The sequence below is a fragment of the Candidatus Cardinium hertigii genome (assembly GCF_003176915.1).
Taxonomy (GTDB): Bacteria; Bacteroidota; Bacteroidia; order Cytophagales; family Amoebophilaceae; genus Cardinium; species Cardinium hertigii_A.
Genome location: NZ_CP029619.1, coordinates 767,531 through 785,583, shown reverse-complemented (window position 1 = coordinate 785,583; position 18,053 = coordinate 767,531). Strand labels below are relative to the sequence as shown.

19 protein-coding genes are annotated in these 18,053 nt (G+C 37.5%); 8 read left to right on the top strand and 11 right to left on the bottom strand.

What is annotated here, in order from left to right; all coding sequences use genetic code 11:
* Window positions 1-38 precede the first annotated feature (38 nt).
* Window positions 39-476, bottom strand: a complete 438-nt coding sequence (locus tag DK880_RS03205) for an NUDIX domain-containing protein (protein WP_109997373.1) — start codon at window positions 474-476, stop codon at window positions 39-41.
* Window positions 477-539: 63 nt separating this feature from the next.
* Window positions 540-746 (bottom strand): hypothetical protein, encoded by a 207-nt coding sequence (locus DK880_RS03200; protein WP_109997372.1) that lies wholly within the window; start codon window positions 744-746, stop codon window positions 540-542.
* Window positions 747-1,117: 371 nt separating this feature from the next.
* On the opposite strand from DK880_RS03200, the gene DK880_RS03195 reads away from it, so the two are divergent.
* Window positions 1,118-1,468, top strand: coding sequence for a DciA family protein (locus DK880_RS03195; RefSeq protein WP_109997371.1), 351 nt, complete (start codon window positions 1,118-1,120; stop codon window positions 1,466-1,468).
* A 146-nt stretch (window positions 1,469-1,614) separates the two neighbouring features.
* Here DK880_RS03195 and recG read toward each other — a convergent pair whose 3' ends face one another.
* Window positions 1,615-3,711 carry an ATP-dependent DNA helicase RecG gene (gene recG, locus DK880_RS03190; protein WP_109997370.1) on the bottom strand — a complete coding sequence of 699 codons (2,097 nt, stop codon included), beginning with the start codon at window positions 3,709-3,711 and terminating at the stop codon, window positions 1,615-1,617.
* Window positions 3,712-5,265: 1,554 nt separating this feature from the next.
* Between recG and DK880_RS03185 the strand changes: the two genes are divergently transcribed.
* From DK880_RS03185 to DK880_RS03175, 3 genes are read left to right on the top strand one after another with little or no spacing between them, the layout of a single operon-like run.
* Window positions 5,266-5,616, top strand: a complete 351-nt coding sequence (locus DK880_RS03185) for an ABC transporter ATP-binding protein (protein WP_162534150.1) — start codon at window positions 5,266-5,268, stop codon at window positions 5,614-5,616.
* 8 nt (window positions 5,617-5,624) lie between these two features.
* A complete protein-coding gene (locus DK880_RS03180; RefSeq protein ID WP_162534149.1) occupies window positions 5,625-5,888 on the top strand; it encodes a hypothetical protein in 264 nt (87 codons plus the stop codon).
* Window positions 5,867-6,229 carry an ATP-binding cassette domain-containing protein gene (locus DK880_RS03175; protein ID WP_109997367.1) on the top strand — a complete coding sequence of 121 codons (363 nt, stop codon included), beginning with the start codon at window positions 5,867-5,869 and terminating at the stop codon, window positions 6,227-6,229. Before DK880_RS03180 ends, DK880_RS03175 begins: the two co-directional genes overlap by 22 nt.
* Window positions 6,230-6,260: 31 nt before the next feature.
* On the opposite strand, the gene DK880_RS03170 is transcribed toward DK880_RS03175, so the two are convergent.
* The 7 genes from DK880_RS03170 to DK880_RS03140 form a co-directional block, all read right to left on the bottom strand.
* Complete coding sequence (locus DK880_RS03170) at window positions 6,261-7,253, bottom strand: ABC transporter ATP-binding protein (protein WP_239302507.1); 993 nt, start codon at window positions 7,251-7,253, stop codon at window positions 6,261-6,263.
* 2 nt (window positions 7,254-7,255) lie between these two features.
* Window positions 7,256-8,254, bottom strand: a complete 999-nt coding sequence (locus DK880_RS03165) for an ABC transporter ATP-binding protein (RefSeq protein ID WP_109997366.1) — start codon at window positions 8,252-8,254, stop codon at window positions 7,256-7,258.
* Window positions 8,255-8,259: 5 nt separating this feature from the next.
* Window positions 8,260-9,117 carry an ABC transporter permease gene (locus DK880_RS03160; protein ID WP_109997365.1) on the bottom strand — a complete coding sequence of 286 codons (858 nt, stop codon included), beginning with the start codon at window positions 9,115-9,117 and terminating at the stop codon, window positions 8,260-8,262.
* A 26-nt stretch (window positions 9,118-9,143) separates the two neighbouring features.
* Entirely contained in the window at window positions 9,144-10,082 is a 939-nt protein-coding gene (locus DK880_RS03155; protein ID WP_239302505.1) for an ABC transporter permease, read from the bottom strand.
* A 154-nt stretch (window positions 10,083-10,236) separates the two neighbouring features.
* Entirely contained in the window at window positions 10,237-11,985 is a 1,749-nt protein-coding gene (locus DK880_RS03150; protein WP_109997363.1) for an ABC transporter substrate-binding protein, read from the bottom strand.
* Window positions 11,986-12,295: 310 nt separating this feature from the next.
* Window positions 12,296-13,078: an acyl-ACP--UDP-N-acetylglucosamine O-acyltransferase gene (gene lpxA, locus DK880_RS03145; RefSeq protein WP_109997362.1), complete on the bottom strand. Its 783-nt coding sequence runs from the start codon at window positions 13,076-13,078 to the stop codon at window positions 12,296-12,298.
* Entirely contained in the window at window positions 13,059-14,483 is a 1,425-nt protein-coding gene (locus DK880_RS03140; RefSeq protein ID WP_109997361.1) for a bifunctional UDP-3-O-[3-hydroxymyristoyl] N-acetylglucosamine deacetylase/3-hydroxyacyl-ACP dehydratase, read from the bottom strand. Before DK880_RS03140 ends, lpxA begins: the two co-directional genes overlap by 20 nt.
* Window positions 14,484-14,853: 370 nt before the next feature.
* Here DK880_RS03140 and DK880_RS03135 point away from each other — a divergent pair, with 370 nt between their 5' ends.
* From DK880_RS03135 to DK880_RS03125, 3 genes are all read left to right on the top strand, one after another.
* Window positions 14,854-15,189, top strand: coding sequence for an AAA family ATPase (locus DK880_RS03135; RefSeq protein WP_109997360.1), 336 nt, complete (start codon window positions 14,854-14,856; stop codon window positions 15,187-15,189).
* Entirely contained in the window at window positions 15,177-15,527 is a 351-nt protein-coding gene (locus tag DK880_RS03130; RefSeq protein WP_109997359.1) for a hypothetical protein, read from the top strand. The genes DK880_RS03135 and DK880_RS03130 overlap by 13 nt, the downstream gene beginning before the upstream one ends.
* 211 nt (window positions 15,528-15,738) lie before the next feature.
* On the top strand, window positions 15,739-17,040 hold the full coding sequence (locus DK880_RS03125) for an aminopeptidase P N-terminal domain-containing protein (RefSeq protein WP_109997358.1): 1,302 nt from the start codon (window positions 15,739-15,741) through the stop codon (window positions 17,038-17,040).
* A 34-nt stretch (window positions 17,041-17,074) separates the two neighbouring features.
* On the opposite strand, the gene DK880_RS03120 is transcribed toward DK880_RS03125, so the two are convergent.
* Entirely contained in the window at window positions 17,075-17,593 is a 519-nt protein-coding gene (locus DK880_RS03120) for an SPOR domain-containing protein (protein WP_109997357.1), read from the bottom strand.
* 104 nt (window positions 17,594-17,697) lie between these two features.
* Between DK880_RS03120 and DK880_RS03115 the strand changes: the two genes are divergently transcribed.
* Window positions 17,698-18,000, top strand: a complete 303-nt coding sequence (locus DK880_RS03115; protein WP_109997356.1) for an iron-sulfur cluster assembly protein — start codon at window positions 17,698-17,700, stop codon at window positions 17,998-18,000.
* The last annotated feature ends 53 nt before the right edge of the window (window positions 18,001-18,053 follow it).

The window sequence follows — 18,053 nt, the reverse complement described above, 5'->3', positions numbered from 1 at the left end:
GAAATGTTTGTACAAATATAAACAGGGGTAACCATTAGTTACTTATTTAATAACGCTTCTGTCAACTGGATAATTTGGTTAAAAGACCTATAGGAAAACAGTTCCAAGGCTTCTTTGTAGGAAACCCATTTATGCATTACAAATCCTTCTTCTTTACTCAAAACGAGTTCATCTGGATGTTCAACCTCAAAAAGATACCAATATACTGTTTTGTTATAAAGACAATCGTTTTGCTCAAAAGAATACATTTGCTTATAAACAAAATCAATTAGATTTATACTTTTTAAACCTGTTTCTTCTGCTATTTCCCTTCTAGCCGTTTCCAAGGGATTTTCCCCTGTTTCCATATGCCCTTTGGGTGCCAACCATTCCATGTTACCATCCATTCTTTTTTGTAAGAGCGCTAAATAATTCCAACTATCCGCTGCGCTCTGCACAAGAATACCACCAGCAGCTTGGGGTGTTTTTGTATACATTATACGCTCTTAATTATTGTTGACATCTTGACTACAGCTATCCTATTGGGCTAAACTTAATACCTAATTAAAAAATAGAAACCCTTTTCCTATTGCTATTTCCCTATTGCGATCTTTATCTATCTTACTACATGCTTTACCTATTGTAGAATTACAAGGCTTTAGGTATATACATAATATATGAAAAGCCAATCTACCTTTGTAATAGGTTCTTATAGAAGCCGTACCATGTATTGCTTCTACTGAACCATTACCTATAATCGCATCCATAGGCAAACTATAAAATTATAGCTTAACTCAACTGTTATAGCATTGTACACTTATTAGCTATAGAATATACTTACAAACTATAAAAAGGCACACTACCCCTTCCATAATTTCTTTATATATAATTGTCTCTCTCCTTTAATCTAAGCATACAATGTGATAATAGAATACCCCCTCTGTATCAAAACATAATAAAAAATGTTTCCTAAAAACAGACCTAGATCTTATCTTTTCCTAAGATAGTAAAAATATTTTTCTAATAATTATCTTTGTTTTTTGTTCCGTAATTTAGCTAAACGAGCAGTCGTTTGCCTGTTTAATTTTTATTAACTTAAGCAGCACAGAAAGAATAATATATTGGATATATGTATTAGATGACAGCAGGGGACAATCTATTGGGGGAACAATCTATTTTACGTCCAAGGCAAAACAATATAATAAAAGCAATGGATCACCTATTTAGTTTAAAAGAGTTAACGCACAAATTTTTGGAAACTTCCCCTTTCCAAAAGCAGCTAGCCACTGCTAAAGTTCGCGCCATATGGCACACAAGCATGCCTACAAGCATTCATGACAGAACAGAAAAAATCTATCTCCACCATAACAAGGTATTCCTAAAAATAAATTCCGCTGCTTTACGCCATGAACTACGGTTCCATAAAAATAAAATTCTTAAGCTTTTTCAGGAAACCATACCTAATACGCTGGATATTGTTTTCCTATAATAGTATCCTCGGCTGTGTACCTGAAGGGTTTTTCCCTTTATATAGTTAAAAACATGGATTTATCCAATGTTCCAATAACAGTAGGAAAATTTACACTACCCAAATTAGTGAAAGTATAATGGAGTAAATTAGAGCGAATATTCTATTTATCCTATCATACTCCAGCTTCCAGATAGAGCCATTAATCTATTATATGCTCGATATATGGGTAGGTTATCTGGATTATGAAAATTGGAATCCTCTTTTATAATTTTTTTAGCTGACTGGCGTGCTGCTTCTAATATACTTGTATCTTTTGTTAGATCAGCTATTTTTAAGTTTAAATCTCCACTTTGTTGCAATCCCATCAAATCTCCTGGGCCACGGAGCTTTAGATCTAATTCTGCTATTTCAAAACCATTACTGGTTTTTACCATGGTATCTATGCGAGCTTTTCCTATTTTGGTTAAATTATAATTTGTCATTAAAATACAATAACCCTGCATATCACCACGTCCTACTCTTCCGCGCAATTGATGTAGCTGTGCTAACCCAAAACGATCTGCATTTTCTACAACCATTACCGTAGCATTAGGTATATGTACCCCTACCTCTATGACAGTAGTAGTTACTAAAATGGCTGTTTCGTTCCGCTCAAAACGGTCCATTTCTACTTCTCTAGATGTACTATCCATCTTACCATGTACCATACCTACAGAAATATCCGGGAAAGCGCTAACAATGTTTTCATAACCCGTCAATAGGTTATGGTAATCTAATGTGGCAGACGCTTCAATAAGCGGATAAACTATATACACTTGTCTACCAGACACCAACTGTTCCTTCAAAAATTTAAAAACTTTTAACCGGAGATGCTCGTAATAATGTTGCGTTTTTATAGGTCTTCGGCCCTCTGGTAAGGTATAGATCGTAGAAATAGCTAAGTCTCCATAAAAACTCATAGCTAGTGTCCTTGGAATAGGTGTAGCAGTCATAATAAGTATATGTGGTGCATAAACTTGATTTTTAGCTAAAAGCCCAGCACGTTGTGCCACTCCAAAACGATGCTGCTCATCTATTATAAAAAAACCCAATTCCTTAAACAAAACATCATTGCTAAGCAAAGCATGTGTACCTACTATAATAGGTAACAAACCCACCTTAAGTTGATATATAATGTGCTCTCTTTCTTTTTTTTTAGTACTTCCTGTGAGCAATGCAACAGGTAAATCTAGCTGTTTTGCATAAACGTAAAAACGTTTATAGTGTTGCTTTGCCAAAACTTCAGTAGGAGCCATAATAGCTACTTGAGCTTGATTATTAACAACTACTAGTGAAGCTAAGAAAGCAACAATTGTTTTTCCACTCCCCACATCGCCTTGTAGGAGCCTGTTCATCTGCTTACCAGAACATAAATCACGGTAAATATCCCGTATAACTTTTTTTTGATCACTTGTTAGATTAAAAGAAAGGTAATTGTTGTAGAAATTATGAAATAAAGATAAATCACCAAACGATCTGCTGTTTTGCTTTTCTACACGGACCTGTTTTATTTTAAGTAATTTAAGCTGAATGTAAAACAGTTCTTCAAATTTAAGCCTTCTTTGTGCTTGCCATAAAATTTGCTGATTGCTAGGAAAATGAATATGCTTAAGTGCTAGTTTTAGAGATATTAACTGATATTGGTTTATTAGATTGAACGGCAATGTTTCCACTACAGAATCACCCAATTGACTTAATATTTTTTTTTGTAAGTCAGCAATACCTATCGTGCCCAGCTGTTTTTTTTTTAGCTTTTCTGTAGTATGATACACAGGAGATAAGCAATCAAATGGGTTATCGGTAGCTAATGAAATTTCCGGGTGAATAAGTTGAATTAGACCAGAAGGTAAAAAAGAAGGCTTTCCCCAGACACGGTACAATATATTTGGCTTTATTTTTTTTATAATCCAAGAAAAATTTTGAAACCATACAAGCTCTAATTGTCCAGTACTATCCTGAAAACAAGCTGTTAATCTTTTTTTTCCCCTTCCTATCTTTTGTACATTTCTAATATAACCCTGCAATGGTATACCTGTAGAAGCAGGAGCTGATGCTATTGTCGAAACAGTAAATAAAGTCTTTTTGTCCTCATAACGAAAAGGATAATACTCTAAAAGATCTTTGAAAGTATGGATCCCCAACTCCTCTTTTAATAGTTGAGCCTTATCTAACCCAATACCTTCAAGAAGCGTTATTTCTTTAGATAAAAAATCATCCACCATGACAAACCATACCTAATTTTTCCTTTTCTAATTTATCCATACCTTAAAATCTTACCTAATATTAACAGGTTTAGTTTAATGAAATTAAATTAGAATCTTATTATTCTTAGTTATTCTGTGAATTTGTGGAAAAGAAGAATTAAAAGCCACGCAACAATAGCTGCTATTTAGGTATTTTACTGTGTTTTATAGTTAAAAATACACATGCTTGTCGGTAAACATAGAAGGGAAAAAAAGGAAACAGTTATTTAATAACTTAAGTATACATTCGGAATAATCTTGTGGACAAACGTACATATTAATATTTAACCAATGTTATCCCCTTCCAGTTAGCTTATAAGGGAATAAAATGTGGTTTATTAGTGGAAAATATTTTAGTGTAACCAGGTCTTGTTTGGATTGCGTGCTTACTGATGATAATGAAATTTGTATTTTTATTGATTTAGTGTATTTTATAATTTTTTAATAGATATGTTATATAAAAATGACAGATAGGTCATAGGCGATGATAAGAAAGTAATCAGGAAAGCGTAGTACAGAAAATCTATATATTTCATTTAATAAGGAGGGGCATGGAAACAGGGGTAAGATTAGCGCACCGTTGCTCGACTCTACAACCAATATAGATTAAAGAAATTATCTGCATTAATAAATTTTTATAAAAACTTTCTTATTTGTTTTAGTTTTATTATAAAATAAATATATATATATAATAAAGGTTTGTTAAGGTTAAATGATAAGGTTTATATAAACATAAATTCGTTTGCACAATAGTAGTTTTAATATATGTATTTTATTGATTACCAGCTGTAATATATACTTTAAAAGACTTTTAGTAACAATTAGATAAAATCTATTACTTATCATATTATATCAAATTGTATCAAAATTTACAAAGTCTCATTTTGTTATGGTAACTTTCTTAAGTTGATGCCGTTAGCCGTTTGCAAAGTAGGAATAGGTTTATCCATTTAATAACAGAATCAGAATAAATTTGTTTTCAATTTTTGGTATAACGTAAAGATGGATTAATCTCATAAGCTATAGATTAAAAAGTTAAGCAGCCATTTGTATAAGAAAAGCTTATGCAGTATTGTTGAATATAATAAATGTATGTAAAAATGATTTTTTACTGCAGATGCAATAGGGGAGTTACATGAATTAGGTAAAATAACGCATAAAAGGGATGTTTTTTTAATCCATTTTACTTAAAGAAAGTTGGTACCACTGACACACAATTTATATTTTCAGATCATTAAACAAGCTGATCCGATTTTTAAACTAATTGAATAAACTTTTAATAGTACGATCATTGAACTTTATGGAAACCGGTGTTCAACCTTAAAAAAACTAAAAAAAAATTAATGATCGACACTGTGAAATGATGTTTTTAAAAAATCAGCTCAGCTATTTACCTTAAGACATTTGGGTAGGCTGCAAGCTTCTTATTGCCAATCTAGTCAAAAATATGGCTGTTTTACATTGAAATTCTATCTGTTTCAAAGTATAGGATTTCAATGCTACCAATCTATATCTATTCTCTTTTTGGTTTATATGCATCGTAAAAATCTGGTCACAGCAGGGGATTTTGCCATGACGCTGTCAATGAATCTTATCGTTACAGAGGGATTATGGAAACTATTTGAACGGATGCAATCGTTTAATACACTATGGGGAGAATTTAGTCAATCTGTATATGTCTTGTTAAAGGAGCCTGAAATCCAGGATAGACCCGATACCATTCCTTTAATTGTAAAATCAGGTAGTATCAGCTTCAATGAGGTAACCTTTAGCTACTCAAAAAACACAAAATTATTTGATAAAGAAACTATACATATTGGAGCAAAGCAAAAAGTTGGCTTGGTAGGCTACTCAGGCAGTGGGAAAACAACTTTTTTAAACTAATTACCAGGTTGTTTAATTTAAAACAGGGTGCTATTCTTATCGGTGGGCAGGATATAAGTAGCATAACCCAGAAAAGCCTATATAAGGCTATGTCAATAGTGCCGCAAGAATGTAATCTGTTCCACACTACTATCCTAGAGAATATCAGATATGGCAACCCACATGCCAGCGATAAAGAAGTGACAGAAACTGCAAAGAGGGCTTCTGCCCATGCGTTTATTGAAGCGCTCCCTTGTCAATATAAGACACTATGGTTGGTGAAGGAGGGTTGAACTTATCAGGGGGACAAAGGCAGCGTATTGCCATTGCAAGAGCAATCCTTAAAGATGCGCCCATCGTGTTGCTAGATGAAGTGACTGCCAGTCTTGATGTACAGACGGAAAGTAGAATATATGCTTCTCTAAAATCGCTTATAGCGGATAAAACCGCACTAATTATCACCCACCAACTCAATCTATTGAAAGAGATGGATCGCATCCTTGTTTTTAATAGAGGAAAAATAGTAGAAGATGGAATGCATAAACAGCTTATTGCAAATGGAGGGCTAGTGCATTGTGGACGGCCTCATTTTCTTCCTACAGGGGCATTCCACCCTCTTTGTAGAGGTCCGTAGAGAAGACCTGATGCATTATAATAAATTATTTTTACTCATCACCTTCCGGATGGTAGCAGCTAAACTGATGTTTTACTGCGCTGAGATGGGTTTCCGGTGGGTATATTTTACTACATACCTCTGTAGCTTTCCAGCAACGGGGATGAAAATGGCAACCCGTAGGCAAATCTATAGGATTAGGAACTTCCCCTTGTAAGATAATACGCCCTTTCTTACGCGATAAATCTAAAGTAGGTATCGCAGAGAACAAGGCCTTGGTATAAGGATGTTTTGGGTTCTGGTAAATTTCTGTAGCAGGCGCTGCCTCCACAATTTTACCTAAATACATAACAGCAATATAATCTGCTATAAATTCTACTACCCTTAAATCATGAGAAATAAAAAGATAGGTTAGCTTGAGCTCTTCTTGTAAATCCATTAAAAGATTAATAACTTGCGCTTGAACGGAAACATCCAGTGAGGCAATTGCTTCGTCACAAATTATAAAAATAGGCTCAACAGCCAAAGCCCTTGCAATACAAATTCGTTGGCGTTGCCCCCCAGAAAACTCATGGGGATATTTAGACAAGACGGTCTTAGGTAACTGAACATAATCCAATAGCTGATGAATGCGCTGCCTACGTGCAGCTACACTATTTGCCAAACGGTGTATGGTAATAGGCTCCTCTAAAATCGTTTGGATCGACATCCGCGGATTTAAAGCAGCAGAAGGATCCTGGAAGATGATTTGCATTTTTCTACGCATATTACGCATAGCAGCTGTACTACAACGGGTAATATCTATACTATCAAAAATAATACGCCCAGCAGTAGGCTCTACCAGCCGTAAGATGCTCTTCCCTAAGGTAGATTTTCCACAACCAGATTCTCCTACTAAACCCAATGTATCCCCTCTACGAAGGGTAAAGCTCACGTTGTTGACTGCGTACACCTGGCCAACCGTATGACCTAAAAATTGATGCTTTATAGGGAAGAACTTAGAAAGATGCTCAACTTTTAGTAAAACTTCTTGTTCATGTATCATAGCTATTTTTTCTTAGTAGCATCTTGCCAATGCAGCGGATAAAAGCATTCTACAAAGTGACCTGGTGATACTTCCTGTAACAAAGGCTGTTGCTCTCTACAAGCAGGGGCTACATTTGGGCAGCGGTCTTGGAAATTACAACCAACGGGAAGTGCTGTTAAGGGAGGTACAATGCCATCAATTGTACGTAACCTACGCTTATCTGTCTGCCTTGTTAAGGGAGGGATGGAATCCAATAATGCCTGTGTATAGGGATGCAACGCTGTTTTAAAAATATTTTCTACTGAGCTCTTTTCTATAATTCTCCCGCAATACATAACCGCTACCTGATCACATACTTCTGCTACGATACCCAAATCATGCGTAATAAGAATAAGACCCATATGCGTTTCTGCTTGTAGTTTTTGAATCAGCTCCATAATTTGTGCTTGCGTAGTCACATCCAAAGCAGTAGTAGGCTCATCTGCAATCAGTACGGAAGGATTGCAAGCTAAGGCAATGGCAATCATAATGCGTTGCCGCATACCACCTGAAAGTTGATGGGGGTAGGCACTCATACGCTGTTGAGGAGCCGATATACCCACCAAGTCCAGCAAACCTATGCAACGCTCTTTTGCTTCTTTAGTAGATACTTGCTGATGCAGTTGGACAGTTTCCATAATCTGTTCACCAACGGTATAAACAGGATTCAGAGAGGTCATAGGCTCTTGAAAAATCATAGACATACGGTTCCCACGTATGTGCTCCATCTCTTTAGAGGAAAGCGGGAGGATATCTCTCCCTTCTAGGAAGATACCCTCTCCCATAATCTTTCCAGTTGGAGGTGCAATAAGCCGCATTAAGGAAAGCGCCATAGCTGATTTGCCAGAACCTGATTCCCCTACAATGCCCAAGGAGCCTCCTTGAGGAAGCTCAAAAGAGATGCCATTTACGACCGATACTACACGTTTATGAGAAAATTGGGTAACTAAATTTTTTACCTTAAGAATAGCTTCTCCCATACTTATTAACTTCTTAATTTGGGGTCTAACTCATCACGTAGTGCATCTGCTAGCATGTTAACTGCAAAAAGTAATAAAAACATGGCCACTACAGGAAAAAAAAGCCCCCACCAAACATCTTTTAATAATTCTGTTTTTGCTTCACCAATCATAAGACCCCAACTAGGCTTATGCTGTACCCCAAGCCCTAAATAAGAGAGTATAACTTCATACTTTATAGCAAACTGAAAAGTTAAAGAAAATTGGTAAGTAATCAAAGAAAGAATGTTAGGTAAGATATGTATAAAAAGCTTCCTAAAATTACCAGCACCAATAGCTGCAGCTGCTTGTATATATTCTCGAGACCTATGCCGCATGACTTCCCCTCGAATCAAACGACAGATATCCGTCCATCCTACTACTACCAAAGCAATACAGCAGCTCTGTATTCCTCTACCCATGATAAAGGCTACAACGATTAACGAAAGTAGCGTAGGTATGGATCCTACAACCGTATAAAGCCATACCACACATTCATCTATTGTTCCCCCAAAATAACCAGCTACAATACCCAATACAACCCCTATAGCAGTAGCAAAAAGCGCTACCATACAACCAACATGCATGGCTACCGCTACCCCATGTATTACTTTAGCTAAGACACTGTACCCTAAAATATCTGTACCAAAGCAATGTGTCCAGCTAGGTGGTTCATGTGAAGTTCCTACTATCGTATCCCAATTGGGATACAGCCAGCCTGCTTTAACCCATACGGTAACAAGCAAATAGCCCAATAGTATACATAAACAAAAACAAGATAACCGCTTACGCAACAAAGCTATCAATAACTTCTTAAATTGGGAATGCTGTGACAAATAATGCATACATGCTCACTTTACAACTTACAAAATTACAATTTAACACGCGGATCAACCAATTTATATAGGATATCCCCTACAATGTTACACACAATACGTACTATGGCAGCTACTACGGTTGTAGCTTTAAGCATTGGAAGGTCACAAGTATGAAGGGCATGTTGAATAACATTACCCAATCCAGGGATACCAAAAAAGTTTTCAATAAGTATCGATCCAAACAGTAGGGAAGGGATAGCCTGAATCAGATGGGTAATAATGGGCACCATTACATTCTTAAGCACATGTTTAAATAAAATTACTTTTTCTGAAAGGCCTTTTGCACGTGCGGTACGTACATAATCTTGGTAAATTTCATCCAACATAATGGTTCTATAAAATCGATAATCATAACAGAAATGCATAAATACCATAATAAGTGTAGGCAACATAATGTAAGGGATACAGGCTAAGAGACCTTTTTCATAACCAGTTATTTCAAAGAGTCCAAGCTTATAAGCAAAGAACCATTGCCCCATTAAAATATAAAGCAAGATAGGAATACAGCTCATGGCAGTGGAAAAAGAAAGAAAAAAACGATCCCAAATAGATCCCCTATACTGCGTCATCCAAAGTGCAAAAGATATGGTTAAAACATTACCAAGCACAAAAGCAGGTAGTGTGACTGATAAGGAGCCTGCAATCCCTTGCTGGAATATTTTTATTATATTTTGTTTACTGGCCCAAGAATAACCAAAGTTAAACGTAAAAGCAGATTGCAAAATTTCCCAGTACTGGACATACCATGGATTATTTAATCCTAGTTCATGCCTCAAGGCTTCCATCGCTTGCGGCGTTGCGTACTTACCTAATAGAACAAGTGTAGGATCTTCTACTACTACATTAAAAAGCACAAAAATCATTAATGTAGCGCCTACAACAATCGCTAGAGCATAACGTAATCTTCTAAAGATATAGTAAAAAACATTCATAATTATCTATTAAATGTAAGAAATACCCCGCTGTACAGGCAGCCTAGCCCTAGAGAATACTTACAAAGAGCTAGATTATAAACATACAGCAATGTGAGCGTATCGCTTGGGAAGCGCATGCAGTGCCCTATACTGTATACAATGGGAAACTTTATCAGCTAGCTGCCTTACTTTTCTCTGCCATATCTACTGCAATATATTGATCCAGCTCCTGTTCAATCCCACTATAAAAAACATTTTTAACCCACTTCTGGTGCAAAAACTGAATAGGAGCGTGTACCGCACCAATCACAGGGACCTCCTCTGCAACCATTCTACTCAGTTTGATAAAAATACCCGCCCTTTCCCTTTTGTCGATGATTGTTTCTGCTTGATCAAAAAGCCTATTAAAGGTAGGGTTTTCATAATACAATCCTATCAAATTTTTCGTACGAACCACCTGCAAAAAAGACAAAGGGTCTATGTCATCTGCCACCCAGGCATTCATATGCATCATAGTGGCTTGATTTTCACTCTTTCTATCTAATTCCGAACAAACATTGGCAATAACCCTAACGCGTATGCCAATTTTAGCCATACAGCGAGCAAAAAAATAAGCTCTATCTGTAAAAAATTCTCCTGTAGAGGTATCTAATGTAATTTCAGGAAGGCCTTTACCAGCTGGAAAACCTGCCTTAGCTAAATACTGCTTTGCTCTTCTAAGATCATACGCATAAGGATTTTTTAATGTACGCTTGTATGCGCTATATAGTCTATCTTTCATTAAAACAGGAGGTACTAAGGATTGAGCTATTTTGGCTGCATTGTGGTAAAAGGTTCTATTATACATCTCCCTATCAAAGGCCATAGACATCGCTTGCCTCAAGTAGGAATTTCGAGCAAAAAGCGGATGGCTGTTATTAAAAATAAAAAGTTCTGTATTAGAAGAACATGCTTGATACAATACCAGTCCTCTTTCGGCTAACGATGGCCCCACTTTTCCATCTTTAACAAACTTTAACGCAAAGGGAGAATTGTCTACTCTATTCAAATCAACCTTACACGTATCTTTTTTTGGAAATAAGCAGGTAACGATCCTATCTACCAGAGGTAACTGCCTTCCCACATAGGCCTGCATAGAAGGATCAAAGTGAACCGCTTCATCAGGGAACAATTTTTTTCTAAAAGTAGGATTTTTAACAAATTCTATTTTTGCTGCTTGTGGATTAAATACCCCCTCTAACTTAAAAGGACCTGTCCCTACAGGATGATTAATAAATTCAGGACCATAGTAATCAACAGCTTCCCGTGCCACCACAAACGAAATCGGCATGGTTAAAAAATTTAAAAAACCACTCCAGGGCGCTATAAGGGTTATCTGAAGCGTATAATCATCTACTGCTTGTAGCCCTTCTACCTCTTGTGCATAATCTACAACAGCTTGTTGTCGCCACCTATCCAGTCCTTTTATTTTGCCCTGTATCAGATCAATATACAGCACCTCATGGTTAGGGTCTACCATCCTCTTGAAGGAAAAAACAAAATCAGCTGCTGTAACTTCACGCCCTTTCCCATTTGGGAAGCAAGCGTCATCCTGAAATAAAATACCTTTCTTAATTTTAAACGTATATATTCTTCTATCTGGAGAAATAGAAGGCAAAGCCTCTGCTAAATTGGGCACGATCTCAAGCGGCTTTTTAAACGGATGATAACTATATAACCCTTCATAAATTTTTCTAACAACCTGGTTATGAGTAATATTTTTGGAACGCAATGGATCGATACCATTAATGGAACACCACGCTACATTATGGAATACAACAGCCCCCCCTATCGGTAATGCCTTATGAGACCTATACGCACGATAGTAAACACAAACAAATACCCCAACAGCCACTAGATACAATATGATCCGTCTACTCATAAATTGCTATCTATAAATACCTATACTTACTACATACAAAATATGGCACATGCGGTGCAATTTAATTTATTTTTTGGGTATAAACAAGAAGAGAAAGCTTCCCTTTATGTAGAAAAATAGGTTTGAATTTCTGTGAGATTATCGTGTTGCTTCATACGGTACGTTTAATATAGAGTTTGTTTTCTTTTTGTATTTCAATAATATATACTATACAATCTCTATTCATTCAATAGGTATCTACTAAGCAGCTAGATCCATTAAAATATAACTTTATATGCTTCATTTTTAAAAGAAACATAGCAGCATTTCCTTAAGTTATAGGCGTATTGGTTTTTTTTACAATACCTCTATTGCTACTGCGTACAAATGATACGATCATTTCTTTCTCCTGTGAAGGTTGGAGCTGTTTATCTATGACTTGCAAGGCTTCTGATAGCAACAACTTACTTCGATAAAGCAGGAAGTAGCTATAGTTGATCTGTTCACATTGTGTTGCTGTAAAACCATTGCGTCGCAATGCAATCCAATTAAGCCCACAATAGCGCAATGGTTCTCGTGCCACCCTAATAAAGGGAGGGACCTCTTTTCGCACAATACTTTTAGAGGCTACCATACTATAGGAACCCACCCGCATAAATTGATGAATAGCTGCCATCCCTCCTATTACGGCATGATGATGTAGCTGCACATGACCGGCTAATTGGGCTGCGTTGGCAATGACTACATGATCTTCAATGGTGCAATCATGGGCCACGTGTACATAAGCCATAAGCAGCACATGGGAACCGATAGTTGTATGGCCAACAGTACCCCTATGCAATGTGACAAATTCCCGTATAATCGTATGATCCCCTATTTCTAAGTATGTCTGCAAGGAAGTCCCCTTTTTATCTTGTGCAGTAGCTCCAATCACTGCACCTGGGAAAATCTGACACTGCTTGCCAATACGGCTACCTGATAGGATCGTTACATGAGGCCCTATCCAAGTCCCATCCCCAATTACCACATCAGCCTGAATAATCGAAAAATTGCCTACTGTAACCGCTTTTCCTAGCGTAGCAGTAGGATGTATATCAATTAATGTATGCTGCATGCTGTTTAACAATTTGAGCCAATAGTACCGCTTCGCAAGCTAAATGCATGCCTACAAATACTCGCCCATATACTTTTGCGATACCTATAGACTGCTTTTCTGTGGTACTAAATTTAATAGCTGTAAGCAACTGACAATGCAATACCAACGTATCCCCAGGCACAACTACACGACGAAATTTACATCGATCAATGGAAAGAAAATACGTTAAATAGTTAGCGGGATCTGGTATGCTATGTAAAACCAAAAGCCCTCCTGTTTGGGCTAAGGCCTCTACTTGCAATACACCAGGCATTACAGGTTCTCCTGGAAAATGACCCTGAAAAAACGGTTCATTTATTGTTACATTTTTAATACCTACAATACTGCTTGCATCTAGCTGCATAATTTTATCCACCAGTTGAAAAGGATACCGATGGGGCAATCGTTGAGCAATTTCTTTTGCTGTTATACAAGGGGGAGCCTGTAGGTCACAAATGGGGGGACCTTTGGTTTCTTGCCTTTGCAAGAATCGCTGTAGCGCGGCTATAAAACGTGTATTGGGACCATGTCCCGGTTTATGGGCCTCTATTTTCCCTAACAAGGGCCTCCCCAATAAGGCTACATCTCCCATTAAATCTAATAGCTTATGACGTGCTGGTTCATTGGGATAGCGCAATACATTGGCTAGCGGCTGCCCAGGCGTAACCAGTTGAGTAATCTGCTTACCAGACAATCTTGTCACTTCTTCCAGCAGCTCTTGGTTCAAAGTACGCTCAGAAAAAATAACGGCTTTGGTCGGATCTCCCCCTTGCACCAAGCCACGACGGTAAAGATCGGCTACCTCATCTAAATATAGGAAGGTACGTGCCGGCGCTATTTCTGCTGGAAAATATGCTATGTTACGTAATATAGCATACTGCTGTTCTAGGGGCCACCTAGGGTAAGCAATGGTACACTGTACACTGTAAGCTGCATCTGGATAAACTTCGAAATAGCTGGCTGTAATGGGATCTTCGTAGGTAAATTTCTCCCTGATTTTAAAAGTTTTTCTTTCGGCCTCTTGGGGCAATCGTTCCGCTTCTAACAGCAATTGCACAAAAGCCACCGCACAGCCATCTAAATCGGGAATCTCAGGGCCATCTAATTGAATGCATAGGTTATCAATTTCTAATCCCGCTAGCGCTGCCAGGATATGCTCTGTGGTAGCCACCTGTACGGATTCTTTTACAAGCATAGTATTCCGCTCTGTGGCTGCTACATGGGCTACTACTGCTTCTACAATGGGTTGATTAGGGAGATCTACCCGTTGAAACTGTATGCCTGTATGCACAGGCATGGGCAATAATACTGCTTTTATTGGAATGCCTGTATGTAGGCCAACGCCTTCAAATTGGATGGTACGCCGAATGGTATGTTGTTGCATGTTGTATAAATTTTCTTACCCTAAAGATATAAAGGATGTATTAAATTATATGTGCTATTTCCTACTGGTGTAGCAATATTCCGATGTAAAAAGCCACCCACTTTTGTTTTCTTTTTTAGGATTGGGTTAGGGTAATGCGCTCAAGGTAAACATCCGGTTATTATGCTAAGCTTTAAGGATTTCAATGCAGATAGAGCTTTCAAGGGGCTTACAATGCGGTGTATAGGTTGATCGTAAAGATTTATAGTGGATATACCTACTTGTTGAAAAGCGATAAAATTAATGAAATCCAGTTAGGGCAATTACATGTTATACTCAATAAACAAGCCAATCAGTAAGCGTTAGAAGTTTCTTTAGAGTTACTTAGTCAATGCTTATACAATACCATGGCCAAAGGGTCTATATGCTTATAGATGAATACGATACGCCTCTTAATAAAGCTTATGGAAATGAGGCATACTTTAAAGCTATGGTTGCATTTATGCGTAACCTATTTAGTGCTGCTTTAAAAGGAAATGCTACGCTAGAAAAAGGGGTATTAACGGGTATATTACGTATTTCTAAAGATAGTATGCTTTCTGGATTAAATAATTTAGAAACGTATACCTCATTAGATGAAGCATATAGCAACCACTTTGGTTTTAGTGAAGCAGAAGTTGCCTTTTTATTTAAAGAAAAAGGCTTGGTATTTCTATGGAAGCAGTAAGAGATTGCTACAATGGCTACAAAACAGGCAACTTGATTAGGTATAATCCATGGTCTAGTGTTTCATGTATCAATAAAGCAGGTCGTTTTGATTTGTATTGGATTAATACCGGAAATAATGATTTAATTAAGCAGCTGATACTTTCCTCTAACGATAGCATTAAAGGTCAAATCGAACAATTGATGCAAGGAGCGGCTTTAACCGCATCGATTGATAAGCATCTTGCTTTTGATCTGCTGGATAGAAGTAAAACGGCTTTATGGAGCTTGCTTTTATTTGCTGACTATTTAACTTGGGAAAAAAGCAGTTTAAGCAGAAGTAGCGATTTATATGACTGAGTAGTTAGCATTCCTAATCATGAAGTACGCAGGCTCTAGTAGTACTTGCCTAATAAGGTAAACATATAAACAATAGGGGCGTATAAAAACGGTTATTGTGCATTATGTAAAATGAGCGGTATTTTTTGTAATATACCTAGCACACTGCCGGGAAGACGTCAAGCAAAGGGAACCGCTAGCAAGCTGCTTCTACCTTTAATTTTAACAAATTATGCGCTATAGAAATATTGATCCACAGCTTTTTATAACAAATAGAAAAAAACTAATATCCTATTTGCGTCCCAATAGTTTAGTGGTTTTACAGGCCAACGATAGCATGCCTAAGAATACAGATGCTACTATGCCATTTGTACAGCATAGTGATCTCTTTTATCTCTCGGGTATAGATCAAGAAGAGACCATCCTATTACTCTACCCAGATGCCATTAAATCAGAATGGAAAGAAATTTTATTTATTAAGGAAACCAATGAAATGGTAGAAATCTGGGAAGGGAAGAAATATACGAAGGAAGCCGCTCGCGATAGGAGTGGTATTGAGACCATCCATTGGATAAGTGCATTTGAACCGCTATTGCATACGCTTATGGGCTTAGCAGAGCAGCTATACCTTAGTAGCAATGAGCATCCAAGAGCCAACTGTCCCGTAGAAAGCAGGAATAGCCGTTTTATTCGTTGGGTTAAGGAGCACTATCCTTTACACCGCTATGAACGTATAGCGCCCATCATGCAAAAATTACGCAGCATAAAGGAACCCATAGAACTTAGTCTTTTACAAGAGGCCTGTAGGATTACGGAGGCTGGTTTTCGATCTGTTTTATCTATTATTCAACCTGGTTTAATGGAATATGAAGCAGAAGCTTTGCTCGCTTATGAATTTATCCGGAGGGGTTCAAGGGGATTTGCGTTTGAACCTATTATTGCAAGTGGCGCCAATAGCTGTATTTTGCACTATCATCAGAATAACCAGCCTTGCCCAGCAGAGGGGCTGCTATTGTTAGATATAGGCGCAGAATACGCAAATTACTCTGCTGATGTCACCCGCGTAGTACCTATCACGGGTGTATTTACAGCTAGGCAACGCCAAGTATATGCTAGCGTATTGCATATTCTAAAAACAGCACAAGCCCTTATTACGGCTGGGCTTTCTTTTTTAGATTACCACAAAGAAATCATTGCATGGGTAGAGCATGAACTGCTGGCATTACGCCTGATAGACCGCACAGACCTTAAAACCCAAACCCAAACAGCCCCTGCTTATAAAAAATATTTTATGCACGGCATCTCGCATCATTTGGGTCTTAGTACGCATGATGTAGGGGATACCCATGGCATCATGCAGGCTAATATGGTGCTAACAGTAGAACCTGGTATCTATATTCCAAAAGAGGGAATAGGTATACGGCTAGAAGATGATATAGTAGTGTGCCACAATGGTATACGAAACTTAACAGAAGATATCCCTATTGAAGTAGAAGAAATAGAAACGCTTATGCGCCAAGGTAAACAACTATAGAGGCCTACACTACTCCCTATGTGATCGGGGTACCCTAGTTGTTTTGCAATGACAGAGGATACCCTTTCCTTTTAAGCATAAAGGGACGAAGCAATACATGCGGTAATGCTTTTGCTAAGCTTACATAAACAAAATAAGCTTCTAATCGTTCTGGAAAAAAACCTAACTGCACCACATAATTGGGCTGCCTGTAGTGCAAACGAGGGGTATACATGGTTTGTAAAGCAGCCGCACGCTCTTGCATGCTCAATGCAGTTGCTCTGCTATTGCCCATATAAACCTGTATGGTAAATCCCTTGAGATAAGGCATACGCTCACAGGCTAGCCTACGCTTGGCCAAACATTCTTCCAAGCGACTGGTTTGGTCATGTGGCAAAACAAGAGGTCCTGCTGCTTCTTTTTTGCCTTTCTTAGCTGTATAAAATGGCATCCTATGACAGGAGAGATCTTCGCTATAGATCTTTTTTTTTGCTTTAAAACAAAAACATCCAATGACCTCCACTGGTAGACAGAACAATAGTAAAAAAAATCCTATAAAATAACGTATAGCCATAGCATTCCAAAAATAGTACTATCTTTGTATAGTACTTATGTTTAAATATACCATAAGATTTCCGTTTTTGTATGGGCATTGCGTAATATTAAGAAAGGTTGCTTATGATTCAAAAAGAAACCATTATAGAGGCTATCAAGCAGGTATATGACCCAGAAATACCGGTAGATATTTATGCCTTGGGGCTTATCTATGACATTACTATTTTACCATTTAATAATGTTGAAATTCTCATGACGCTTACCTCCCCTAACTGTCCAGCAGCAGAGGTCATCCCTAGCCAAGTAGAGGAAAAGGTAAAAGCAATAGAGGGTGTTAATGAGGTAATGGTACATATTACTTTTGAACCACCCTATACGACAGATCGTATGTCCGAAGCCGCTCGATTGGAACTGGGGTTTGCTTAAAATAAGCTTGTATCTGCCTTAAACCATAGGGTTAATGTAACTTTTATTTCACT